16 protein-coding genes are annotated in these 24,479 nt (G+C 54.8%); 4 read left to right on the top strand and 12 right to left on the bottom strand.

What is annotated here, in order from left to right; genetic code table 11:
• Positions 1–120: 120 nt before the first annotated feature.
• The 6 genes from tal to KP814_RS05645 form a co-directional block, all read right to left on the bottom strand.
• The gene (gene tal, locus KP814_RS05670) at positions 121–1,089 is read right to left on the bottom strand and encodes a transaldolase (protein WP_216735843.1); all 969 of its coding nucleotides are present in this window, start codon (positions 1,087–1,089) and stop codon (positions 121–123) included.
• 4 nt (positions 1,090–1,093) lie between these two features.
• Entirely contained in the window at positions 1,094–2,644 is a 1,551-nt protein-coding gene (locus KP814_RS05665; protein WP_216735842.1) for an FGGY-family carbohydrate kinase, read from the bottom strand.
• Between the two features lie 11 nt (positions 2,645–2,655).
• On the bottom strand, positions 2,656–3,732 hold the full coding sequence (locus KP814_RS05660; RefSeq protein ID WP_216735841.1) for a zinc-binding dehydrogenase: 1,077 nt from the start codon (positions 3,730–3,732) through the stop codon (positions 2,656–2,658).
• A 214-nt stretch (positions 3,733–3,946) separates the two neighbouring features.
• Positions 3,947–4,885, bottom strand: a complete 939-nt coding sequence (locus tag KP814_RS05655) for a ribose ABC transporter permease (protein ID WP_279502452.1) — start codon at positions 4,883–4,885, stop codon at positions 3,947–3,949.
• A 40-nt stretch (positions 4,886–4,925) separates the two neighbouring features.
• Positions 4,926–6,431 carry a sugar ABC transporter ATP-binding protein gene (locus KP814_RS05650; RefSeq protein WP_216735839.1) on the bottom strand — a complete coding sequence of 502 codons (1,506 nt, stop codon included), beginning with the start codon at positions 6,429–6,431 and terminating at the stop codon, positions 4,926–4,928.
• Positions 6,432–6,688: 257 nt separating this feature from the next.
• A complete protein-coding gene (locus tag KP814_RS05645) occupies positions 6,689–7,609 on the bottom strand; it encodes an ABC transporter substrate-binding protein (protein WP_216735838.1) in 921 nt (306 codons plus the stop codon).
• A gap of 297 nt (positions 7,610–7,906) precedes the next feature.
• On the opposite strand from KP814_RS05645, the gene KP814_RS05640 reads away from it, so the two are divergent.
• The gene (locus KP814_RS05640) at positions 7,907–8,914 is read left to right on the top strand and encodes a LacI family DNA-binding transcriptional regulator (RefSeq protein ID WP_216735837.1); all 1,008 of its coding nucleotides are present in this window, start codon (positions 7,907–7,909) and stop codon (positions 8,912–8,914) included.
• 164 nt (positions 8,915–9,078) lie between these two features.
• Here the strand turns inward: KP814_RS05640 and KP814_RS05635 are convergent, their stop codons facing one another.
• Both KP814_RS05635 and KP814_RS05630 read right to left on the bottom strand, forming a co-directional pair.
• Positions 9,079–11,937: a glycoside hydrolase family 48 protein gene (locus KP814_RS05635; RefSeq protein ID WP_216735836.1), complete on the bottom strand. Its 2,859-nt coding sequence runs from the start codon at positions 11,935–11,937 to the stop codon at positions 9,079–9,081.
• 113 nt (positions 11,938–12,050) lie between these two features.
• Positions 12,051–14,864 (bottom strand): glycoside hydrolase family 9 protein, encoded by a 2,814-nt coding sequence (locus KP814_RS05630; protein ID WP_216735835.1) that lies wholly within the window; start codon positions 14,862–14,864, stop codon positions 12,051–12,053.
• Positions 14,865–15,563: 699 nt separating this feature from the next.
• Here KP814_RS05630 and KP814_RS05625 point away from each other — a divergent pair.
• Complete coding sequence (locus KP814_RS05625) at positions 15,564–16,277, top strand: response regulator (RefSeq protein ID WP_371824039.1); 714 nt, start codon at positions 15,564–15,566, stop codon at positions 16,275–16,277.
• Positions 16,278–16,318: 41 nt separating this feature from the next.
• Here the strand turns inward: KP814_RS05625 and KP814_RS05620 are convergent, their stop codons facing one another.
• Positions 16,319–16,501, bottom strand: coding sequence for a hypothetical protein (locus KP814_RS05620; RefSeq protein WP_127969832.1), 183 nt, complete (start codon positions 16,499–16,501; stop codon positions 16,319–16,321).
• A gap of 504 nt (positions 16,502–17,005) precedes the next feature.
• Here KP814_RS05620 and KP814_RS05615 point away from each other — a divergent pair.
• The gene (locus KP814_RS05615) at positions 17,006–17,407 is read left to right on the top strand and encodes a hypothetical protein (RefSeq protein WP_216735833.1); all 402 of its coding nucleotides are present in this window, start codon (positions 17,006–17,008) and stop codon (positions 17,405–17,407) included.
• Positions 17,408–17,419: 12 nt separating this feature from the next.
• Here KP814_RS05615 and KP814_RS05610 read toward each other — a convergent pair whose 3' ends face one another.
• Both KP814_RS05610 and KP814_RS05605 read right to left on the bottom strand, forming a co-directional pair.
• Positions 17,420–18,676 carry an HD-GYP domain-containing protein gene (locus KP814_RS05610; protein ID WP_253938203.1) on the bottom strand — a complete coding sequence of 419 codons (1,257 nt, stop codon included), beginning with the start codon at positions 18,674–18,676 and terminating at the stop codon, positions 17,420–17,422.
• A gap of 167 nt (positions 18,677–18,843) precedes the next feature.
• Positions 18,844–20,091 (bottom strand): DUF6531 domain-containing protein, encoded by a 1,248-nt coding sequence (locus KP814_RS05605; protein WP_216735831.1) that lies wholly within the window; start codon positions 20,089–20,091, stop codon positions 18,844–18,846.
• Positions 20,092–20,987: 896 nt separating this feature from the next.
• Here KP814_RS05605 and KP814_RS05600 point away from each other — a divergent pair.
• Positions 20,988–22,667 (top strand): diguanylate cyclase domain-containing protein, encoded by a 1,680-nt coding sequence (locus KP814_RS05600; protein WP_216735830.1) that lies wholly within the window; start codon positions 20,988–20,990, stop codon positions 22,665–22,667.
• On the opposite strand, the gene KP814_RS33335 is transcribed toward KP814_RS05600, so the two are convergent.
• The gene (locus KP814_RS33335) at positions 22,654–24,351 is read right to left on the bottom strand and encodes a methyl-accepting chemotaxis protein (protein WP_216735829.1); all 1,698 of its coding nucleotides are present in this window, start codon (positions 24,349–24,351) and stop codon (positions 22,654–22,656) included. The two genes, KP814_RS05600 and KP814_RS33335, sit on opposite strands and share 14 nt — an antisense overlap.
• Between the last annotated feature and the right edge of the window lie 128 nt (positions 24,352–24,479).

Raw genomic sequence — 24,479 nt, 5'->3', positions numbered from 1 at the left:
GCCGGATTCACCGAGCGCGCCATACGGTAATCCGGCTTTTTTAGGGCGTTCCTACGTCTCCATTAATGACAAATAACGCTGCCTTCCGCTCCCTACGGGCAACGACCTACAACAGTAGCTTTAATCTCCCCCGCGCAAGCGATCGCGGATCATCGCTTCCAGCTTCAACTGGTCCTGATAAAACCCACGAATGCCCTCCGCCAGCTTTTCCGTCGCCATGGCGTCTTCACTCATCAGCCAACGGAATTCTTTTTCCGTCAGAGGCTCAGGAGGCGCGGCGCGCACGCCATCGTCGCACAACGCTGGCAGCAACGTCCCTTGCGTGTCCGCCAACGCTTCCAGCAGGGATGGGCTGATCGTGAGACGATCACATCCCGCCAGCGCGATAATTTCTCCGATATTGCGAAAGCTGGCGCCCATTACAACCGTGGCGTAACCATAGCGTCGGTAATAACGATAAATGTCTTTTACCGACAACACTCCCGGCTCTTGCTCAGGGACATAATCCATGTCGGGGTTCGCTCGCTTGTACCAGTCCAGAATACGCCCTACGAAGGGAGACACCAGAAACGCCCCCGCCTCGGCACAGGCGCGCGCCTGCGCCAGATTGAAAATCAGCGTCAGGTTACAGTTGACGCCTTCGCGCTCGAGAATACGCGCGGCTTGTGCGCCTTCCCAGGTTGCGGCGATTTTTATCAGCACCCGCTCCACCGGCGCGCCCGCCTGACTCAAAAGACGCCGCAACTCCCGCGCCTTGGTGACGGTGGCGTCGATGTCGTAGGAATAGCGGGCGCTGACCTCAATGGAGACCTTGCCCGGCGTCGCGTCCAGTATGCGCTGCGCCATCGCTACAACCAGATTGTCCTGGGCGGTTTCAATAGCTCTTTCCTCATCCTGAGGATTCAATCTGCGCGCCAGCGCCACGCTTTGCCGCACTGAGGCGTCATAATCGCCGGACTGCACCGCTTTCAACACCAGTGAAGGGTTGGTGGTGGCGTCTTCCGGCGCGAAGCGACGAATCGCCTCCAGATCGCCAGTGTCGGCCACAACCTTAGTGTAATCGCGTAATTGGTTTAACAGGCTTTTCATCGCTCTATTCTTTCTCCTGGGCTACCGCTCTCAAGTCATGCATGGCGTTGCGCAGCTTTGGATAAAGCCCGCAGTATTGCTGAAACATACGCTCGTAGACCGCTGCATTGGCCGCAATAGGTTTGGCTCTGGGCGTAAGGCTGATCCAGTTGCGAATAGCCGCGACGTCCTCGACTAATCCACCCGCCAACGCCGCCAGCAGCGCTGCGCCAATCGGCGCTTCTACATCCTGCTCGATCGTGAGCACCGGATACCCAGTAACGTCGGCGATGATCTGCATCCATAAATCCGAGCGCGCCGCGCCGCCGACGACAATCAGCTCAGGGTCCAGCCGCGCCGCGCCTTGCCGGCCGCACTCAATGTTGTGTCGCAACGCAAACGCCAGGCCTTCCAGAATGGAGCGATATAAATGCGCACGGGTGTGATACAAGGTCAGCCCGACGAAGGAGCCGGAAGCGTTAGGGTCCCAGATTGGACTGCGCTCGCCCATCAGATACGGCAGAAATACCAGACCATTGGCGCCGGGAGGCGTCTTCGCCGCGTCTCTTTCCATCAACTGATGAACGTCCGCTTCCCCCTGAGCCTGGGCGGCCTGCCGGTCTTGCTCACAAAACTGCTCCCGAAACCAACTGATGGAGGCGCCCGCGGTGATGGCGCCGCCGAAGATATAGATGTCCTGCTCGCTGTTGGCCACATAAGGCATGCTGATCAAGCCGTTGCGCGCATCGGTCTCCCGATTGACGAATCCCCAGCACATGCTGGTGCCGATCATGGCGACATGGTTGCCCGGCTCCACCACTCCCGCCGCCAGGGTCGCCATGGCCGCGTCGACGCCGCCCGCCACTACCGGAATATCGGCGGGCAAGCCCAGCCGCGCTCCCGCTTCCGTCGTGAGGCGACCGACTATCTCGCCGGACGCCGCCAGTCGCTCAGGCATCTTATTCGCCTCAATGCCCAGCATATCCATCGCTTCTTGCGACCATTGGCGACGCTGCAGGTCGTACACGCCGCCAATATTGCCGGCGGAACTATGGTCCACCGCCAGCTCGCCAGTAAGATGGTAATTGACGTAGCTATTGGGCGGCAGCAGATAGCGAGATTGACGCCAGACCTCCGGCTTGTTGGCCTTCAGCCACAGTATTTTGGTGTAGCCGTAATAGCTGTCCACGCCATTGCCGGTAATCTCCTGCAACCGCGCCACATCCACATGCTCCCGAACCCATTCCGTCTCGGCGGTGGCCCGACGATCCATCCAGATCAGACAGGGGTGCAGCGGTTTAATATCCGCATCCACAGGAATGCCGGAACCGCCATAAAGACTGCTGACGCAGATGCCGCGAACGCTGGCGGGGTCGACTCCAGAGGTCGCCACGCATTCAGCTGCGGTTTTGTACACCGCCTGCAACCAGACATCCGGCCACTGCTCCGCCCACAGGGGACGCGGCGTGTCCACTTGATAGCTCTGCGAGGCTTTCGCAACGATGGCGCCGTCCGCCGCCACCAACAGCGCCTTGGCGCTTTGCGTGCCGATATCGACGCCGATGACGTAATTCATGACAGGGCTCCTCAGGGTATCAACAGCACTTTGATGGAGTCGGCGGTGGACGCCAGTTGGAAGGCGTTCTCCCAATCATCCAGCTTGCGTTGATGAGTGACGATGCCTCGGGAGGTCACCAGTCCACGTTCAAACAGATCAATGGCCACTGGATAGGTGTACGGCCCCAGGTGCGCGCCGCGGATATCCAGTTCCTTGCGGTCGCCGATGACGGACCAGTCGGTGGTGGTTTCCGCGCCGAAGACGCTGAACTCAACGAAACGCCCCAGCTTACGGATGATGCGCAAGCCCTGAGTGACCGCCGCCGGCGCGCCGGTAGCCTCGATATAGACATCGCAGCCATAGCCATCCGTCATGCCTTTGATCGCTGCGTCGATATCGTCGCGAGCAGGATTCAACACCACATCGGCGCCAAAGTCTTTCGCCAGCTCCAGACGCTCATCCACCATGTCGATGACCACCAGTTTTTTCGGCGTTTTCAATCGCGCGACCTGGATCATGCACAGCCCCAACGGACCCGCGCCCGCCAGCACTACTACGTCGTCCAGCTGAATGTCCGCCCGGTTGACGGTGTGAATGGCGCAGGCCATGGGCTCGATCAGCGCTGCATCCTCCAGAGACACAGACTCAGGAATACTGTGCACGATGGCGTTGGCGGGCACGCGCATGTATTCCGCCATGCCGCCCTCGGCGACATCTTTCTGGAAGCCGAAGATATTGTGCACTTCGCACATCCAGTACTTGCCGGAACGGCAGAAGCGGCAACGTTCACAGGGCGCGATCTGCTCGGCGATCACTTTCTCCCCGAGCTTGACGTTAAAACGCTCCGCCGCGCCCGGTCCCATCTCGACCACGCAACCGTAGAATTCATGACCGGGAATGACCGGCGCTTTTAACCAGGGGTTATCTCCGCACCAGAACATATCCGCGCCGGAGCTGGCCTTGCAGTCGCTACCGCAAATACCGCAGGCCTCGATTTTGATCACCAGCTCACCATGACCCGCTATCGGGCGGGCGCGTTGTTCCAGGCGGTAATCGTTGGGAGCGTGACAGACCACCGCGGTCATCATTTCAGGTAAAGCAGACATGCGGAATTCTCCATATTATTAATCTGGCAGAAAAATGGCTTCCTTCCATTTGTCTGAAACGACAGTCCCTGCACGTGTCAGGCCCTGTCTCCCGCGGCTTGCCGCCGCGCAGGCGCATCCATGCCCCTGATTATCAGCATGCCCCTATCATCGCCATGCTGATAATGGCTGTTGTTGGTGTTATATGATTTCGAGTTTTGAGAGCGGGCCGGGGCTACTTGTCCCGGCTTCTGCTGATAAATATGGCGAGCAGGATAATGCCGCCCTTGATGATGTTTTGAATGTACGGCGAGACGCCCATCAGATTGAGTCCGTTATTGAGCACGCCCAGCATCATGGCGCCAATCAAAGTGCCCACAATCGCTCCGCGACCGCCGGCGATGGCTGCGCCGCCAAGCACCACAGCGGCGATGGCGTCCAGTTCAAAGCCGATGCCCGCGTTGGGCTGTCCGCTCATCAGACGGGAAGTCAGCACGATGCCCGCCAGCGCCGCAGTAAAGCCGCTGATGGTGTAGACCGCCAGTTTATAGCGCTGCACTCTCACCCCGCTCAGACGCGCGGCTTCTTCATTGCCGCCTATCGCGTAAACATAGCGGCCAAAGGGCATGTGATTAAGCAGAACATAGGCGACCAGATACACCGCCGCCATCACCAGAATCGGCGCCTGAATGCCGAAGACCTCGCCGCGCCCCAGCACCGCGAAAGAATCAGGCAAGCCGGAAATCGGATATCCGCCGGTATAGATCAGCGCCAATCCGCGGGCGATGCCCATGGTGGCCAGCGTCACAATAATCGGCGGCATCTTGGCGTAGGCGACGAATGCGCCGTTGCCCGCGCCGAACAACGCGCCCACCAGCAAGCCGCCCACCATGGCGACTTCCGGCGGAAAGCCCGCCAGGATCAAACCGGCGGTAATGGTGCCGGACAGCGCCATCACCGGTCCCACAGACAGGTCGATGCCGCCGGTCAGAATCGCGCAGGTCATGCCCACGGCGATAATCGCATTGATGGATACCTGCCGCGCCACATTGCTCAGGTTGGCGGTAGTCAGAAAGTTCTCGTTCGCCAACGCCATCGCGACGAATATCACGATAAAGCCGAGCAAAGGATAAAATGCGGGGGACTTCCTCCACTTTTTCAACCAGCCTTGCATCAGGTTCACCTCTACATTCGCCGCGGCGCTACCCGTCATTTTATTCATCTTTTACGCCTCCGGTTGCATAGCGCATAATTTCATTGGAGTTCACCGCATCCCCTTCCAGAATCTTGACGATGCTTCCCTGCCGAAAAACCGCGACGCGATCGCTCACGCCCACCACTTCCGGCAGTTCGGAAGAAATCATGATGATCGACACGCCCTGGGCGGTCAGTTGCTTCATCAGACGGTAGATTTCCGCTTTCGCGCCGACATCGATGCCCCGCGTCGGCTCATCGAAGATAAGCACCTTGCAGTCGTTGTTCAGCCAGCGTGCGATCACCACTTTCTGCTGATTGCCGCCGCTCAGGTTGCCCACCGGCGTTTCGCAGTCCGGCGCCTTCACCCGCACTTTCGCGGACAATGTCTCCGCCACTTCGCTCTCCCGCTTGCGGTCGATCAAAGAGCCAGCCCCGGCGACTTTGGCGAGATTGTTCAACGTGATGTTTTCGCGAATGGAAAACGGCAGTATCAGCCCTTCTTTTTTACGGCTTTCCGGCAACAGACCAATGCCGCGACGCAGGGCCTCCGCCGGCGTTTTCATGGCGACGGATTCGCCATCCACACTTACATCTTTACGACAAGTTGGCAGTGCGCCGATCATGGCCAGCGCCGTCTCCGTGCGTCCTGAGCCTACCAGTCCGGCGAAGCCCAGAATCTCGCCCTTGCGCAATTGAAAACGGTTCACCGGCGCGCCTTTGTGTAATTGAATTGCGCGGGCGTCGATGACAATGTCGCCGTCATCCCGCAACGGCGTTTTCTCTGGAAAGCTATTGCTGATTTTGCGTCCCACCATCATTTCCAGCAGATCATCCACCGCCACTTCGCTGACATTGCGATCGCCGATCTTTTCGCCATCGCGCAGCACAGTGATGCGGTCGCAAATCTCGTAGATCTCTTCCATGTGATGGGAAATAAACACCATCCCCACCCCTTGCGCCTTCAACTCCCGCATCACCCGAAACAGATGCTCCGCCTCGTTGGGCGTCAGGGTGGCGGTGGGCTCGTCCAGCACCAGAATGCGGGCGTCCAGGGACAACGCTTTGGCGATTTCTACAAACTGTTGTTCCGCCACGCTCAAGTGATCCACTGGCGCGTCCAGATCAATGTTCACATCCAGGCGCTGACAGATTTTTTCCGCCTGCGCGCGCATCGCCTTTTTGCGCAACATGCCCAAGGGACTGCGCAATTCGCGACCAAGAAAAATATTTTCAACGGCATTGAGATAAGGAATCAGACTGAATTCCTGAAAGATAACGCCCACGCCAGCGTTCGTGGCGTCGTGGTAATGACGAAAGTCCACTGGCGCGCCGTCGATCAGGATTCGCCCGGCGTCCTGTTTATAGACGCCGCACAGGATTTTCATCAGCGTGGACTTTCCTGCGCCGTTTTCGCCCAATAAGGCGTGGATCTCCCCTGCCTGCAGCTCAAAGCTGATATCGTTGAGCGCGCGTACGCCGGGAAATCCTTTGCTGATATGTTCAAGGGAAAGAAGACTGTTCATGACTCTTACACCCAGTATTACGACCCAACTTCCAACCGCATCATCCAAAGCGTCGGCATGGCGTTACGACAATGACTGCGCTATTTCTGAGAACTTTGTGGCGACACACAAAGCCCTCAACGCCGAACGCCTGTGCAAGGAAGACGCGAAAAAGACCCTACTCCGTTCACCCTGAGCCTGTCGAAGGGCCCTACCCGCCTTTGAGTCGGCGGGAGGCCAGAGCGACGGACTCCCAGATACAGAAAACGGATTAACGCCTACCAGCTGAAATTAGCGGCGGCGGCTTTATCGATCAGCTTCACATCCACTGGCATGGAGGCGGGTATTTCCGACCCCCAATGCTTGACCAGCGCGATAGCCAGGCCCAAACGAATCTGGTCGCGAGGAAACTGCGCCGAGGTGGCGATAAATTTGGAGTTAGGTTTCAGCATGGCCTTGATGGCTTCCGGGTGACCGTCCACGCTAACCAGCTTGACGTCCATACCGCTGGCTTCGATGGCGGTCAACGCGCCCAAAGCGCCGGTGTCATTGACGCTGAATACGCCGTCCAGACCGGGATTGGCCTGCAGCATGTTCTCCGTCACATTCATGGCGACGTCGCGCTCCTGCTTGCCGTTTTGCTTGCCAACCACTTTGATGTCGGGGAATTCCAGCATGGCGTCGCTGAATCCGCGCACCCGCTCAAGAATAGGCACGACGGGAATGCCGTCGAGGATAGCCACCTCGCCCTTGCCGCCCAATTGTTCGCCAAGGTATTTGCCGGCCATGTAACCGGCGGTATAGTTCTTGGAGCCGACGAAAGAATCGATAGGACCTTCCGCTTCAGCGTCAATAGCGACAGTAATAACGCCCGCTTTCTTGGCGGACACCACGGCGGATTGCACGCCGACGGAGTCAGTGGGGTTGAGCAATAGAATGTCCACGCCTTTCTGCAGCATGTCTTCTACGTCATTGATTTGTTTGGAAACGTCGTGATGGGCGTCGGTGATGTAGACTTCTGCGCCAATATCCTTGGCCGCTTCTTCCAACGCACTCTTCATGGTGACGAAGTAAGCGTTGTTCAGTTCCTGAAAGGACATGCCGATCTTCAACTGTTCAGCTCCGGCTGGCGATGCCAGGCCCAAACTGCATGCGATACCGGCGACTAGGGTCTTAAGGGTTTTACTTATTTTCAACATGACTCAACCTTTAGTTATTTTTAGTGGTTCGAAGCGGCTTCTACGCCAATGTTAACGTTAACATTTCCACATCGAACAAACCCGTAGATAGGAGGCGGAGCCAGCCTCCGTCTACGGGAAAGCTAACGTTGACATCTATATAGAATAAATATCAACTTCTGCAACAATCCCTCGCATTGAGAGAATGTTAACGTTAACATTAAGCTATCATAGCGAATTTTCCATTGCAACAAGCAAGTCGCGACACGCATTCCGGGATCGCCGCATCCCTTACCGACACAGCGTTTGAGAGGCATCATGCCCAAAAAGAGTAAAGTAACGATTACCGATATCGCCCGCCGGGTGAACATGACCACCATCACCGTATCCCGGGCGCTGAACAAGCCGGAACTGGTGAAAAAAGAGACTCTGGACCGGATTCTGGAAGTCGCGCGGGAGCTGAACTACGTCCCCAACGCCTTCGCCCGCAACCTGAAAGGCAGTAAAAGCCGGCTGATCGGCATCATCACCGCCAGCATGGACAACCCCTTCTACAGCGAGATGATCAAGGCGATCTCCCGCGCGGCCAAAAAGCGCAACTACTCCATCATGCTGTTCGACACAGACGGATCGCCGGAGCTGGAGAACAAAGCCATGGAGACCATGCTCAGCTATCAGGTGGACGGCATCATTCTGTCTGTGGTGTCCGACTATGACGAATACCATCCGCAATACCTGGAGCAATTGATTCACGCCAATATCCCCGTGGTGCAGGTGGACCGTCGTCTACCGGCGGCGCCCTTCCCTGGCGTATATCTGGACAATCTGGCGAGCGGCTACAAAGGCGGCCGTTATGTGCTGGAGCAAGGTCATCGCCATATCCTGGCGCTGGCGGGTCCAGAGCAGTCCAACATATCCAAACTGCGTCTCGAAGGCCTGAAAAAAGCCCTGGCTGAATGTAAAGAACCTACCCGGCTGGAAGTGCTTTACGGCGACTACACCATGCAGCCGGCGTTTGAAAACGCCACCGCCTACTTTAAACAGCATAAACAGGCGCCCGATGCGGTGTTCGGCCTCAACATCCTGATTACCCTGGGCGCGCTTAAAGCGCTGCGAAGATTGGACAACAAAAATCACAATCCTGCAGTGTTCAGCATCGATGAGGCGCCTTATGCAGATATCTTCGACTTCAACATCCCCTGCGTGCATCACGACACCTATCAGATGGGCCATTCCGCTATCAATATGCTGTTGGATCGAATTGAGAATCCCGGCTGCGAGGGAAGCGATATTATTATCGAAGGTGATTTGCGAGCGCCGGTCTGAGGACGAATTCGCTCTCTACGCCAAACCGTAGAACGCGAAATGGAAGAAAAAATGAAAGAAAAAAGAGGGGACGTTACCGTCCCCAAAAGGGCTATCAACACCTAATGGTCAGTCGACGCGATAGGCGTAATAGGTCGCTCTAATGAACCTTGCACGCGCTCAGTTTATTCGGCGCATTTGATCGGCGCGTGATCGCCGCCATGGGTTCCCTGGAAGCCGATGCTGGTGGTGGCGCCCGGTTGCAATGTCCCGTTCCAACTCATGTTGGAGGCCTTCAGCACCGAACCGTTAACGCTGTATTGCGCACTCCAGCCATTGGTGTATTGATCCGTCGCCCCCAGCGGGATGTTCACGGTCCAACCGTCAATCACCGCATTGGTGTTATTGGTCAGTGTGATGTGCGCGACAAATCCGCTGTTCCAGATATCTTCACGTACAGTACAGGTCAGACCATCGCCGGAAGGCGCTTGCTTGGTCTTCACGCTAACGCTATTGGAAGTGGCGATGACGGAGCCGTCTTCATCCAGCAGTTTCGCCAACAGACTGTGCGCGCCTTCGCTGGTCGGCAAAGTCACAGGAGCGGAATCGCTGTCGCCGGCGATAGTCGCCGCGACTTCTCCGTTAAGTATGACTTGCGCCTGCAAGCCTGCTTCTTTGTTGACTTTGACCGTAACGGTCGCGCCGGTCTCGAACTCAGAACCGTCTGCGGGAGACGTCAGACTGATGCTAGCTTCCGCGATATCGATGCTGACTTTGGCTGGCGTGGACACTTCGCCGCTGTTGTCGGTCACAGTGTATTCGAATGCATCGCTGCCGCTGAAACCCGCCTCGGGCTGATAGGTCAAGTTGGCGCCCGAGCCGGACAGGGTCCCATGCTGAGGCGGCTTGCTGACGGTGTAACCGACGACAGTTCCGTCGCTATCCGTTCCTTTAAGCGTGATGGAAACCGCCTTGTTAATGCGGGTGGAGACAGACAGTGGTTGCGCCGTCGGCGCGCAGCCTTCGTCACAGGGATTGTCCGCTTCGAACAGCGACGCGTAATTGGCGTAGGCGGTCGCCGCTTCCGTTTGCGCCCAGAACCGGTGATAGGTGAACACGGGATCTTCACCGGAGTTCAAAGCGTCTTCGACCTGCTTGAACATAGGATCGTTCAGATAGAACGAGCGCATGCTCAGGAAGGTGGACTCACTGTTGATGGCGTCGCCGTTAGCCATGGAGCCGTTGAACTCGCCCGGCACGTAGACTTTGTCAAAGAAGCGCGCGTAATCGCCGCGTTTTTCCGGCGCCGCCAGCCCTTTCGAGGTCTGGAAGTGCGTCCACATGGCGTCCAGCAACTTCTTGGATGCGTCCTTGGCTTCATTCTTGGGCGAGTCATATTTCTCCGCCGCCGCGGCGTAGAACATCAGGGCCTTGGCCACGCCAGCCGCAACACCAAGATCCTGACCATGATCCACCACGTTCACGTGCAGATTAGCGTTGGCTTTCGGGTTGGCCGCATCCCATTTTTCCGGTTTACCGGTCCACTCCAACGTGGCGGGAATTTCAAAGGAGCCGTCTTCCAGCCAGTTGATGTTGTTCAGCACCCAGGGAACCCATTTATCCATCAACTGCTTGGCCTGAGCGTCGCCTTTCAGGTAGTAGTATTCCGCCACGCGCTGCATGGACCACGCCTGCCAGCCAAACCATGTGCCGCTGCCTGGATCGTGATACACCGGGTTTTCGTCGTACACCATGCCGTAGAACGTAGCGTCGGCGCGGTCCTGAGGATGGGGATTATAGGAACCATCCCAGCTGTTGGTGGCGCCGCCGGCGATGCCGCCCTCTGCGGACTGCAGCCAGGTATAGAATTCCATGGAGCGCTTCAGGCCAGTGGCCCAGTCTTCCGTGGCGCCCGGGGTTTTCGGTTTCATCGGGTCGAATTCCGACAACGCCATGGCGGCGATGGGGTTCTGATAACCAAAGTGCACATGGCTGCTGCCGATACGGAACGCCCAACCGGCGTTGGGGTCCGCCGCTCCGCCCCAGGCGTAATACCAGGACATCAGATAGTGAGCGCTCTCGTAGCCGCGACCGCCCTGGGCGTTCTTGTCCTGGGTTCCCATTTTCTTGAAGTACTTATCGAACATGGCGAGACGCAGGTAATCCCCCATTTTGGCCGCTTTCGCCACCAGACCGGGAATTTCCTGCTCTGGATCTTTGCCCTGCTCCTTGATCCACTGATACGCCCAGTACATGACCTGCACCGCGCGGGCGTCGGCGTCCGGAGCGTTGGTGTAACGCCATTGTTTAGAGTAGTTGTTGTCCTTGGTGAACAACGGCAGGAAACCGTTAGGACCGCCCCACTTGAAGCTCTCCCAGGAAGGATGGGTGACGGTTTCCCACACGGATTCCTGCTCACCACGCTGGAAGGTGTTGATGTAGGAAGGCGTGCTGACGCCATCGCCCAGGTTGCCGTAGCCGTAGATATTGTCCATATCCAACAGCCAGTGCATGCCGTAAACGTCCCAGGTGCCGTAGGTCTGCGCCAGTTTAGCCGAGATCGGGTCTTCGCCGACGGGAACGCCGAACTCTAACTGGCTCGGATAACCGGAGGGCAGCGGATGTTCCGCCGCATAGGCCGCGGGCTTGGATGGATTATAGAAATTGTTGGTCGGCTGCATGTCATGGGTGGGAATGATCTGCTCTTCCATTTTTTCCCAGGCGTTGCGCAGCTTGCTCCAGTCGCCAGTCACTTTACCGTAGTAGGCTTCCAGCAACAGAAAGTAAGAATAGGCTTCACTGGTGGACTCATGACCATGGTCCGGCGCTTCGACGATAAGCGTCTCTACAGAATGGTAGGGTCCGCCGTCGGCGCTGAAGTATCCGTTGGACGGATCGTGGATTTTGTTCCACATTTCCATAAAGCGCTCGTTATATTCTTCCGCGCTGGCCTGGGCGTGAGAACAGAAAGTGGCGAAGCTGACCGCTGCGGCGATAGGCAGCAGCATCCCCTTCAATGGTCTTTTCTTGAACGTTAAGTCCATGTTTTGACTCCATAGATTTTATTAATTCACACATCGCTCAGATGACGCCGCCCACCGACTGGAATCCAGCGCGCTGGAACCGCTTCCTGTCGGAGTTTGGCGAATTTGCTGAGTTATCTGGCGGTGCAGGTTGGCGGTGAGAAACTTCCGTCGTGAACGCCCTGCAGACCAAAGCTGGTCGCTGCGCCGGGCCCTAATGAACCGTTGTAAGGCATATTTTTCACGGTGAGGGTTTTACCGTCCGCAGACAGCGTGTAGGCCCCGTTCCACAGGTTCACGATGGAAGTGGGTTCATCAAAGGTGAGAACGACTTCCCACCCGTTGATAGAAGACGATCCGTTATTGACGACTTTGACGTCGCCCAGCACATAGCCGGTATTCCAGACATCCAGCCCGCCGACGCTACAGGAAATATCCCCGCCTGCGTCCGGCTCGGCGACCTTGATCATGATTGCGTCAGAAGCGTCGTCGATTTCCTGGCCATCGGTGGACAGCGCAATCAGCTTCAGGGTGTAATCTCCTTCCGTTGTTGGGGCTGCGACCTCAATCGCACCCGACGCGCCGCCTTCGCCAGCGACTACGTCATTGAGATACAGGCGCATGCTGGCGGCGTTATCCAGGCGATAGCGCACAGTGAAGGATTGCCCCGGACTCACTTCGAATCCGTCAGCAGGATCAGTGATTTCCAACGCCGGCAGATCCGGCGCTTCCACATTGATGTCGACCTGCGCCTGCGGCGAGCGTCCGCCATCGTTGTCCACCACGGTGTAGGAGAATGAATCCAGGCCATGGTACCCGGCATGAGGCATATAGGTGACCGCCGGGCCTGTTCCAGTCAGGGCGCCATGGGCGGGTTGCGCGTATTCATAGCTCACGATGGAGCCGTCGCTGTCTTCGCCATGCAAGACGATGTTGACCGCCTCGTCCATATTGGTAGTCACATTTAATGATTGCGCCTGGGGCAGACAATTGACGCCTGAGTCGCCGCCGCAACCTGCGCCGGGTTCTTCGCCCCAGACCAGGTCAGCGCCGTCATAAAGAGCGATTTTGCTCGCTTTTTTGTAGACGCCGTCATAACTGTCCCAGGACGGATCGCCTTCGTTACCCCACTCGCTGGCGTTGCTATTGGTCGGCAGCGAAATTCTGAATTGCACTTCCCTGCGGGACTCGGACTGTCCACCAGGATAGATATTCACTCCCTGGAAAGAAGCGTCCACATAGTAGATATGGTCATCAGGATCGCCCCAGGGCTGCAGCCCGCTCACCTCCGTCGCCTGACTGTATGCAGTAGTGACTTTGATATCCTGCAGGCCATAACCGGCGGCGAATTCGTCAGAAAGATCGACCCAGTAGCGGAAGCGCAGATGCTCGCTGCCGCGCGCCGGCCAGGCGCTGTGGTTATGCACCTGCGCTGCAATTTCCACATAACGGGGACCGCTGGAATTCAGCTTGGCTTCGACATAAAACTCTTCGTCTTTTGCTTCCGCCTGCGGGAAAGCGTTATCGGGAATCGGGTCGCCGCCAAAATCCAGATAGAGACGCGCCAGGGCGGACGTAAAGCCAGCGTTGTAGTCCGTGGCCACCTCATTCTTCACATAATCGCCACGGTCATCCGCATAGTTATCGTTACTATCAGGCCCGCCAACCAATGCTCCCACCAGCAAATGTCGCGACTGCTCCGGCGTGCGAAGGTTGTTGGTCCAGGTTCCGTGGGCCGTACGATGATGGGGGTTAGTGGGATAGTTGGCGCCATAACCGATTTGATAACTGACGCCCGCCGGATTGTTGCCAAGCAGGTATTCGATCTGACTGCGGCCGAAGTCGTAATAGGCTTGCGCTTTCTCCGCCTTGATGCCGGCGTTATTCAAAAAGTCGGCGTAAACCAGCGCAATAAAAGCGGTGTTGGCGGCGTAGCGGTTGGCGCCCCACACATCCAGGTAGGCCAGGCCGCCGGGGGTATAGTTCACCCGCTCGCCGTTATAGCCGGTCGTCCAGTAATCCAGCCAACGCTCCGCATCCGCCTGATAGCCGGCCTCCCCTGTGATCTGCGCCATCAGGACATAAGAGCCGTAGGCTTTGTTATCCCAGGCATGCCCCCATTTGTAGGCTTTGACATCTTGTTGCCCTTCTCCGCCCAGCTTCTGGTAATCCTGTTTCGCCTGCTGCAGATAGCTGGCTTCGCCGGTGGCGCGATATAGCCAGAGCGCGGACCAGACCAGTTCATCCTGATAACCACTCCAGGATTTGTAGTAACTACCCGCGTCAGTGATGCAATCGGAATATTTGCCGCGATAGGTATTGGCGAACTCGTACAACTGGCGGGCGTGGGTCAGCAGTGTATTGGCGTATGCGCTATCCACCGGTTTGAAAACCATTGCGATCGCCGCCAGCGCCGCGGCGGTTTCTCCCGCCAGATCCGAGCCCGGACAACTGGCGTCTATTTTATAAGACGGGCGCGCCATCGGCATGACTTCGGCGGAGCCCCACCAGGCGTGGTCCGCGCCGCCATTGCCAACCTGCCCCCACAACTCATTGGGCGCGGTATGGGCTTTTACGAAATAATCGGCGACAAAACGCAGATTATTGAGGATGTGTTGTAACTGCCCTGATTGCTTGTATGCATCCCGGTACTCCACCGCGCCCCAGGCCAGCAGTGTCGCCGACGCCGCCATGGGAAAGCCAAATTTGACGTGATCGCCAGCGTCATACCAACCGCCGCTGAGGTCATGCCCGACATCGGCGCCGTCCTGTAGCGCCGAATTGTCCCGCCACTCAACGCGATTCCAGTCCGGCAATACGCCAGACTGCTGGGCTTCATAGAAGTAGATGGATTTCTGCAGGGCTTCGCCATAGTTTTCCTGCGCCATCCCCTGAGCGGACATCAGTGCGCATCCGCTTAACAGGGTCCATACCGATAGTTTATTCATATTCTTTCTCCTTACTTCGCCATTCCGATTCACGTCTGTCGCATCCTCACCGTAGGCAGGACGTAGGTCGCGTTTTATTTTTATGACCCCCCTGATAGCGCCAGGGTTATTTTTTGATCATTTTTGAAAACGTTTTCAATCTTTCGTAAAATTTTTTTACGCTTTGATTCGACTCTTTCACCTGCGCCGGCAAGCTATACGTTCGCGTGGGCTTATACGATAAAAGCAGTCTAGTTTGCGAAGTCCGGTTTGTAAAAAACGATCTGAAATACGCTCTGTTTTGAGGTATTCAGAACCAGCGTCGCGGCGCAAAAATAGCGATATTTGTCTCCATTTCCGGGAATCATGATATGAAATCACTTAAAAAAGTATCGGTTTTTGGGTCTAGACCCGAATCGCCACTTTTTCTATACAAACGTCCCTATCACTGTCGCCGCCCAAGCGCATTCCGGGCCCACCCGGTGACGCCCATCGTCAAGTTATCCAAAGCATTCACATGACTTGGCGATGCTTTCGGATTTATGAAATCGTTTTCCAGTTAATTGCATTATGCAAACCTATACCGGAAAAAACATAGGCAAGTCAGACTATGCCCTTTGAGTGAAAGCCCCCGCCCGCTACACTGACGCTTATTGAGCTTTTACACTTGGGACTATATCCTCCTGCGGTTTTTCGCACTCTTACTGAACAACGAGACCCATTTCATTGACCGCCACCAAGCCGCGTATTCTTGTTATCGACGATGAACCGCAAATACTGCGCTTCCTGCGCATCAGTCTGCGCTCGGAGGGCTATGAGGTATTGCAGGCGGGCAGCGCTACGGAAGGTCTAATGCTGGCGTCCTCAGAAGCGCCGGATGCGATTGTGCTCGATCTGGGATTGCCTGACATGGACGGCCTGGAGGCGCTGAAGCAGCTGCGACGCAGCAGTCGCATACCGGTGCTGGTGCTGTCCGTACGCTCCTCGGAGGCGGAAAAAGTAGAGGCGCTGGATAACGGCGCCAACGACTACGTCACCAAGCCATTCGGCATTCGCGAGTTCGTCGCCCGCATCAGAGTGCTGCTGCGCGATCGCGAACCCGCTGCGTTGCGTCCTGCCGCCAACGTCTACCGTTCCGCCGGCCTGATCATCGACTTTGTGAAGCGTTCAGTGATTCTGGACGACGAAGACATTCATCTGTCCAAGAAGGAATACGCATTACTGGCGCGACTGGCGACCACGCCCGACCATGTGGTGACGCAACAGCAACTGCTGGCGGAAATCTGGGGGCCGACGCACAAAGAAGATACGCATTACCTGCGCATTGTGGTGGCCAAACTGAGAAATAAGCTCGGCGACGCCCCTTCCTCTCCCCGTTTTCTGGTGACGGAACAGGGCGTCGGCTATCGGCTGATCACCTACGAGGCGGAATAAGCCGCCGCAACCTCAGCGGATGATGATTGAAAGCTGAGTGATTACAGCGTGGTCCTCGCCCAACCGCCGATCTCACCTGCGCGACGTCCGGCGATCTGGCGGCGGTCCGGATTCCCTGGTTCAAAACGAACGCTGTTGCGTCGATCGGCGTTAGTGCGCCGAGGTCCAGACCGGCGATCTATGCCGTTATAGTGTAAATCTCTTGAGGTAAAGTTAGCTGGCATAAGCAGTCCTATATTTTCTAATTTATATTAACAGCTTGTTTAATCGGCAATTTCCTGATTATGCCTCAACCCCGCTTCCCAGCAATAAATTTACGATATTACTATTTATTAATAAGTTAAACCTTCCCGATAAAACAATATTTCATAAAAATCATATTTTTCATGCAGTTGAATGGAAGTAAAGCGAAATAATCAACAGATTTTTCATGAATTTATTCCGGTAATTACCTAATTAATGAGAGGATTAATCCTTACTTATATATTTCAAGTAAACTGCAATCTAAATATTACAAATAGCAAACTGATGCAGATGAAAAACCATCGCAATCAAGTCATCAATATAATCTAAAGAATTGATATCGATTTCAGGTCTCATTACCGAAAATCTAAAAATAAGCCGATTTCTCCCCAAACGACGCTCTACCCGGCCTTCTGCGCCTCCCGCATCATAAACCCTGTTTTTGTTGATTCATCTTTCAGAGAAGTATTGGGGGACGCGAAGTCATGGATTTGTCAGCCGCATTGGTGGGATTAGGTATTTATTTGCTGATATGGGAAAAACTGCCGGAATGGGGAACTTGGTTTAATCGCGTGATTGCGAGCCTGCCCGGCCCTCTGGCGAAACTCTACGAAGATTGGCGTTGCCCTTACTGTTCAGGCTTCTGGATCGCCCTGGCGCTGCATGGTTTGGTGGGAATGACGACGTTGAGCGAGACTTTCAGGCCCGCATTCGACGCAGCATGGCTGACAACGCCCATGATATGGTTTCTCGACGCCCTGGCCACGGCGACGCTCATTCTTGTTGGCAAACTGGCGTTGAGCGCGCTGTCGGGCCCTGCGCTCAAAGGGCATCAGATGGTAGCGGAGTTCAAGAAGGCGAAGACAGCCGAGGCGGAGAGCGCCTGAACGCATTGCGGCTCAGTCGTCGTACTCGGCGAGCCGCAACCCTTTCTTCACGTAATTTTCCAGGCGCACGCCAAAGGTTCCGTTAGGATGAATTTCCTTGATGCGCAGTGGTTTGCCAGCATCGGTCAGGCAGTTGATGGACAGATCGAGAATGGTTTCTTTACGCAGTTGTTTTTTCTCATCCAGCACCAGCAATATTTTGGGCTTAAGACGATATTCATTGTTGGAGCGCACGATGATTCCCACTTCGCCGCTGTTGAGCTCCGCGATATGGCCCGCCGGATACACTCCCATGGTTTTGATGAAGAATTCCGCCACTTCCAGGTCAAAGTGCTTGCCTCTAACGTCATAGATGATGCGCAGAGACTCCAGCGCCGACATGGGGTCTTTATAGACCCGGGCGGAAGTCATGGCGTCATAGGCGTCCACCACGCCGACTATTTTCGCCTTGAGTGGAATCTGATGCGCCGCCAGACCACGCGGGTAGCCAGTCCCATCCACTTTCTCATGATGACTGTAGGCGACATCCACGGCGCTCTTCGGCGCTGACGACAGCGAGATAAGAATATCCCGGCCGTACTGGGAGTGCTGCTTCATGATCTCAAACTCATCCTTGTCCAGACTGCCCGGCTTATTGAGGATCTCATCCGGCACCTTGACCTTGCCTACATCGTGCAGCATGCCGCAAACGCCAATGTCCACCATTTCTGATTCGTTGAACCCCATCTCCCGTCCGATGATGATGGATAACACGCAGACCCGCAGGCAATGCTCTGCGGTGTAATCATCCTTATCCTTGATCAGGGACAGCCATTGCAGCGCGTTAGGATTACGCATGATGCTGTCGACGATATCCGTCACGGCAACGGTCACCGCCGCCATATCGATATCCCGCCCCAGCTTCACGGCGCGGAACACATCATGAATTGTCTGCCTGGCCTGCCCCATGGAATTAGTCGCTTTGGTCAGCTCCCGATAGGCGGGCACTTTGTGCACCAAACGGGTCTTTTCTTTCTTCACCCGGGTGCGGATTTTCTTGCCGCTGGGCGCGGTGACGGTTTTCTCTTCCTCCACCACCTCCGTCTCCGATTGCACGTAGACGAATTCGCACTGCGTCTGCAGTTCCTGAATATCGCGCCAGTCGTAAATGAAGAACCCCTGATAAACGAACCGGGTTTCCTCCCAGGGACGGTCCAGTTGGGCCACATACATGCCGACCTGTAGTTCGGACACAGGAATTTTGACGAGGGATCGGCGACTTTGCGGCATCAATGACACGGTGTTCTCATAGGCTTGGTTACAGGCTGATTCGCGACGCTGTCATCTATTTTCAGTCTAGCAAAGGATGGCCTAGGGCTCCCAAACGCCAGCACGCGAAGAGCCGGCCATTTTAGCGCAGGAGCGGTGTACGGGAATAAGAAAAAGCCGCGCCTAAGCTACCCACCCTCGTTAGCAGACTTTGCAGCGCCATTAACATCTCCAGCCGCCGAGGACGCCGCTTGCGTAATAGAGCGCCCTATAGAAGTTGACTTATTTTCATTACCGCTAACAGAAGCTTCACCTTCAATAATATTGCTAAGTCTACGTACGCCGTATGCATCTTCAAAAAAGTATAGAGACTGGCCCCCTGAAACTTGTGAAACACTTGTAGAGCCGTTTTCATTGTAAGAAAAAGTGTATTTAACAGCATCCGCTTCTCTTTCTGCTGACTTGACTCTACCTAGAGAGTCATATGACCAGCTCAACTCAACTCTTCCTTTGGCGTCGCTCACACCTGTAAGGTGGTGTATGAAATCTTCATCGTTATAAAGATAGCGCTTTTTCAATATGAGCTCACTTTCACTGCTTGCTTTGTGATAAGCCCTAACTAAATTAACAGCACTATCGAATACATACCAAAATTCCTGACCATCGGGAGTGACAAGCGCCTTCAACAGGCTCCCTTCATAATAAAACTTCAGCTTTGCTCCTTTATTGTCGACCACTTCCTTCGGCAATTCGCTTCCCGGATAGTACGACAACTCTACAAATTGACCTTTACTGTTCTTTATAGACAATAACTTACCCGTAGCGCCATAACGCTCAATAACTTCTCCTTTTTCAACTTCCCACCAGCTTTCGCCTTGAGGACCTTCTACGTGACTAAGCTTGTAGGTGATATCTGGGTCCGCACGCCAATGCACTCCATCGCCCGAAACAAACGAGAACGTTACACCATCATCAGAAACTAGTTCTGCTACGCTGATACCCTCAATTCTTCGAAAGTTAATTCTCCTGGAATATGTCCACCTCCAACCTGAGACAGTATTCAGGCCTGAGTATGAACGGCTTGCATAGCGCCTGGAAAAATATAAGTAAGGGCTACCTTCCGCAATATAATCAGTTTCTTTTAAAAATGTGTTGCCAACACCCAGACTGACAGACTGTGCAACAATGGGGTGATTATCTACTGGATTTTTATCGGTGTTAACTCCATGCGCCTTGCATAGCGATCCTTCTTTCTCATATCCTGTAGGACAGGAAGGTGTTCCATATACATCAACCCCTCCATAACAACCATTGGCCAATTTTACATTGGCGACCACATCATCCTTGTCTTTCGGCCTTAATATATACGTACACCTTTTTCCATCTTTAGGCTTTAAATTATAATACTCCCTATAAATCTCCCACCATCGTTGCACGGCTTCTACAATGGTATCTCCCTTCGTTATACCTATGGAAGTCGACGTATAATAAGGAGAAGCTATCTTAGGAGGCAAGTCGATAGATTGGTTTTGCGCAGTCACTCGACCAGAAAAAAGTAAACATATAAAGCCCACCGAAAACAAAATACTTTTAAAACATGAGCAACAATCAATATTTATAACATCCCTATCACATGCACTCCTTGAACATCTCATTCTTCAACTCCTAAAAAACACCAAATAAAATCCATCTAATTTGCATAAAAATCAGACAACCAAAATCATCCTTAAGCTTAAAAAATAATAGCTATTAAAATGCGAGGAGAATCCTACCAGACATGCTGACCTATTAGCCATCTATCACTACGATTTTCAGTAATGCATAGGCTTAGAAAATAAACCTTATGGATATTTCAGCAGCAAAAGCAACCATGCCGTAGAAGTCAAGAGAAACTGTATGCCTTTCACTTAATACAACCAAAGTGGCCAAGTTATCTCCACTGCCAGCGATACAATATATACCCTCCAATATTCCTCTAGAAGGGTGCGAATTGATAAATGCAAGCTAAAATAACTATATGCTAAGTCGATAAATGACAAGACTGTGCAGCCATACTTTCTAGATTAACTACCTTCCGCTCTGTGCGAAAAGAGGTCTTAGCAGGTAATTTTTAGAGAGGCTACTTACAGCAAAAACAATCTCATGCCCCTCAATGGCCGCACCAAAATCAAGGCGCTGCCGCTGAAAGCAAGCTTGACGCTGGCTTTTGGCTTCCTGATGTTCGCGCTTACCGCCCTGCTCACTGGCGTCATAGGCAGTCTGGCGCGGGAGACTCTGGTGCGCGAACAATCTGCGGCGATTGAAGCCATCGCCTCTCAAGTGGCGGACAAGCTTGATCGCGCCTTTCTTCGGCGATGTGCACAAGGCGGTGCTGCTCGCCGATATGATGCCCGCCCGGGAAGAACCCTGGCGGTTTGTAGATGTGTCTATTCCTATCCAGTCCACTGACGGTCAGGTACAGGGCGTCCTGGGGGCCCATTTGAGTTGGGACTGGGCGGAGCAGCTCAGTTCCGAAGTATTACGACCTCAGTTAAAGCGACATCCCGTAGAAGCCTTTATTATTGATGACGAAGGCGCCGTTTTGATGGGGCCCTCCTCCCTGCCGCACGCCACGCTTCCCATAAAACCACCGATCATCGCCAGCACAGAGCCCACCTCCTTTGTCATAAAATGGCCCGATGAGGGCGAGTTTCTCTGCGCCCAGATCGTCAGCAGCGGATTTGAGCGCTTGAAAGGCTTCCAGTGGCGTATTTTGATCCGCCAGAGCGTCGGCGATGCTTTCGGTGAAATTCAGCGCCTGCAGGGGAAGATACTACTGTGGGGGCTGCTGTTCGGGTTACTGTTTATCGCCTTGGTCTGGTCCGCTTCGACATGGATCACCAAACCTCTCTCCCTGCTTTCCCATTCCGCCGTGCGGTTCACCAAAGAACGTTCCTTGACGCCGCCGCCTCAGGCGCTCTACCGAGAGGGCGTCAATCTGGCTGAATCTTTCAGCGCCATGATGGAGGACATCACGTCTCATGAGCGGGAGCTGACTCGCTTGAACCAGTCGCTGGAGCAACGGGTTCAACAACGAACGGAAGAACTCAGCGGGACACTGAAGGTTTTAGGCGCCAGCGAACGCAAGTTGAAAACGATAACCGACAGCCTGCCTGTATTAGTCGCCTATGCCGACAGTCAGGAGCGCTACCAGTTTAACAACGCCGTCTATAAAAGATGGTTCAATCTGGAGCCCCAGGATTTGCATGGGCGCACCATCGCTGAAATCCTGGGTGAAGACAAATACGCAGAAGCCCGGCCTCACATTCAAAAAGCTCTCGCCGGCCAGCAGGTGTGTTTCGAGAACTATCAGACCCTGGGCGATCATCAACAGTATTACGAAATCAACTACATCCCGGACAGGAACAGTCATGGCGAGGTCTGCGGCTTCTTCATCATGATTTCCGATATCACAGAACGTAAAGAACACGAAAAAGGACTGCGCTGGCAACTGCAGCATGATCACCTGACCGGCGCCCTCAATCGACAGGGGCTCAAGACCTTGCTGGAGCTGGCGGTGGAGCGCGCAGGTCGCAGTCACACCGGCATTGCGATCATGTTTCTGGATCTGGACCATTTTAAAGCAATCAACGACACCTATGGCCACGAAGCGGGAGACATCCTGCTCCGGGTCACAGCCGACCGGCTCATGATGGCGGTGCGCAAGACTGACAGCATCGCCCGAATTGCCGGCGATGAGTTTGTGATAGTGCGGGAAGCGGTGGCGCATCCGATGCAGGACGCCGCCTACATCGCTGGCAAAATTCACACCGCCCTGCAAGAGCCTGTCGCCTTGGGAGACGGCCGACGCATCAAGATCACCGCCAGCATTGGCGTCGCAGTGGCGATGGGTGAGCGCAACCTGACGCCGGACACACTGGTCGCACGCGCGGACGAGGCGATGTATCAGGCCAAACGTCAGGGCCGTAATGCATTTGTGGTACTGGAGATGGACTCCCTCAAGGCAACTTGAAAACCTGAATCTTATCCTGCAGGCCATGGGTCATCTGACTTAAGGACTCCGCTTTTTTCTCCAATGCACGCAGATCCTCGGAGGTTTCTTCCGCCAGATCCCTCACTGCGCCGACGCTTTGGTCAATGGAGCCGATGGTTGCTGACTGTTCTTCCGTCGCAGAAGCGATTTGCAGACTCAGGTTGCTGATGGCCTCAATGCTGGAGGCAATCTGCTCCAGCGACGTCATAGTCTGCGCTACAGATTCACTACTGCGGGCCACTTCGCCAATCCCCGCGTCCATAGAGTTGACTGTATTGTCCATGCCCTCCCTGAGTTTGGCGATATTGGATTCTATTTCTCCCGTTGATTCCTGCGTGCGCTTGGCGAGCGTCCTCACCTCGTCCGCCACCACTGCAAAGCCCCGGCCTTGTTCGCCAGCACGCGCCGCCTCTATTGCCGCGTTGAGCGCCAGCAGGTTGGTCTGTTCCGCGATACTTTTTATGACTTGCAGTACGTTTTCGATCTGGGAGAACTCCTGCGATAACTCATTGACCTGTCCTGAAGCGTCGTCAAAGCACGCCTTTAAACGCGTCATGTTGTTGATGGACTGCCGCCCCACCCCGTTTGCGGTTGATGTGTATTCCGTCGCTTCCGCTACGGAAGTCTTGGCTTCATTAGTCGACGCCGCTATTTCCTCCATCGCGGCGGTCATTTCCGTGATCGCCGTGGCCACCATATCCGTCTCGCTCGCCTGCCTCTCCGTCCTGGCGTTGGAGTCCGCAGTGAGACGGGCCACCGTTGAGGAGTCATCCGCCACGTGACGAATGAGAGTCCGAGCGTCACCGAGAATGTCCCTGAAGCGCCCAACCAGACTGTTGAACCCTTTCGCCATCATGCCAATTTCATCCTGGCTGCCATAATCTGAACGCAGCGTTAAATCAGCGTTCTTTTCTACATCACCAATCAGCCGGTAAAGGTTCAGCACCGGTCTTTCGATCTTCCTGAGCACGACCAGATAACCCGCCGCCGCCGCGAGCGTCAGCAGTATCAGGAAGCAAATCAACGCCAGGATAATGTTCGACACCGCATTCTGAATCCCGGAGAGTTGTTGACTGGTGCGCGCTTCCAGCGCTTTGAAGAACTCATCGATGGGCTGCATGATCTTGGCTTTTTCACGATGATAGTCCTGGCCATGCATCAATTCTCTGGCGCGCTCCAAACTACCGTCTTCCACCGCTTTCATCGCTTCAACTTCCAGGTTCACCAGGCCGTCCGAGTTTTTCTGCGCCTGTTTGAGCAGGTCAAATTCCTTTTGCGAAAAACCAAGATTCTCCATCATCTTTTGCAGAGAAATTGTTTCGCCATCTGGCTTGGGCTTATCCCCCGCATTTAATACCAGATCCCAATATATGCGGTGATAATCCTGAGGGCGGGGTTTGACGCCATTACGAATATCCAGAACAGACTGATACATCTGCTTATATTTTGGATCGCCGGTCACCACATAGGTGCGGGCCAGCCGGGTCAGATCATCCGAACTCTGCCGCAACTCATCCGCCCGCTGGTAGGACGCGTACCGGGTTTCCGTCGTCTGCTTCAACGAAGTCACTTCCGAACGCAAATAGAACGCCAGTAAAAAGTTGGCCAGGGTGCTGGCGATAATCACACCAAAAATGGTTAGGAATAGCGGACGAATCTTCACAATGTGTTCTCCCTCTCTTTTAAAGGCCTCGCCCCGGGGAACACATACAGTTCGTATGACCAACGCACTGCGATACCACGCATACCGCAGGAGAGAGTGATTGCCCCCTTTGGGGCTGCTTCATGTTG

Origin of the sequence: Hahella sp. HN01 (assembly GCF_018986435.1) — a bacterium.
In the GTDB taxonomy this organism is placed as follows: Bacteria; Pseudomonadota; Gammaproteobacteria; order Pseudomonadales; family Oleiphilaceae; genus Hahella.
The sequence above is the reverse complement of the archived record's forward strand: the minus strand, read 5'-3'. Positions and strand labels throughout refer to the sequence as shown.

Excerpts from the sequence above, each read along its gene's own strand:
- KP814_RS05620 (WP_127969832.1), bottom strand. The coding sequence starts at position 16,501 with ATGCCAGCTAACTTTACCTCAAGAGATTTACACTATAACGGCATAGAT.
- tal (WP_216735843.1), bottom strand. The coding sequence starts at position 1,089 with ATGAAAAGCCTGTTAAACCAATTACGCGATTACACTAAGGTTGTGGCC.
- KP814_RS05655 (WP_279502452.1), bottom strand. The coding sequence starts at position 4,885 with ATGCAAGGCTGGTTGAAAAAGTGGAGGAAGTCCCCCGCATTTTATCCT.
- KP814_RS05635 (WP_216735836.1), bottom strand. The coding sequence starts at position 11,937 with ATGGACTTAACGTTCAAGAAAAGACCATTGAAGGGGATGCTGCTGCCT.
- KP814_RS05615 (WP_216735833.1), top strand. The coding sequence starts at position 17,006 with ATGGATTTGTCAGCCGCATTGGTGGGATTAGGTATTTATTTGCTGATA.
- KP814_RS05665 (WP_216735842.1), bottom strand. The coding sequence starts at position 2,644 with ATGAATTACGTCATCGGCGTCGATATCGGCACGCAAAGCGCCAAGGCG.
- KP814_RS05660 (WP_216735841.1), bottom strand. The coding sequence starts at position 3,732 with ATGTCTGCTTTACCTGAAATGATGACCGCGGTGGTCTGTCACGCTCCC.
- KP814_RS05640 (WP_216735837.1), top strand. The coding sequence starts at position 7,907 with ATGCCCAAAAAGAGTAAAGTAACGATTACCGATATCGCCCGCCGGGTG.
- KP814_RS05630 (WP_216735835.1), bottom strand. The coding sequence starts at position 14,864 with ATGAATAAACTATCGGTATGGACCCTGTTAAGCGGATGCGCACTGATG.
- KP814_RS05650 (WP_216735839.1), bottom strand. The coding sequence starts at position 6,431 with ATGAACAGTCTTCTTTCCCTTGAACATATCAGCAAAGGATTTCCCGGC.
- KP814_RS05645 (WP_216735838.1), bottom strand. The coding sequence starts at position 7,609 with ATGTTGAAAATAAGTAAAACCCTTAAGACCCTAGTCGCCGGTATCGCA.
- KP814_RS05610 (WP_253938203.1), bottom strand. The coding sequence starts at position 18,676 with ATGCCGCAAAGTCGCCGATCCCTCGTCAAAATTCCTGTGTCCGAACTA.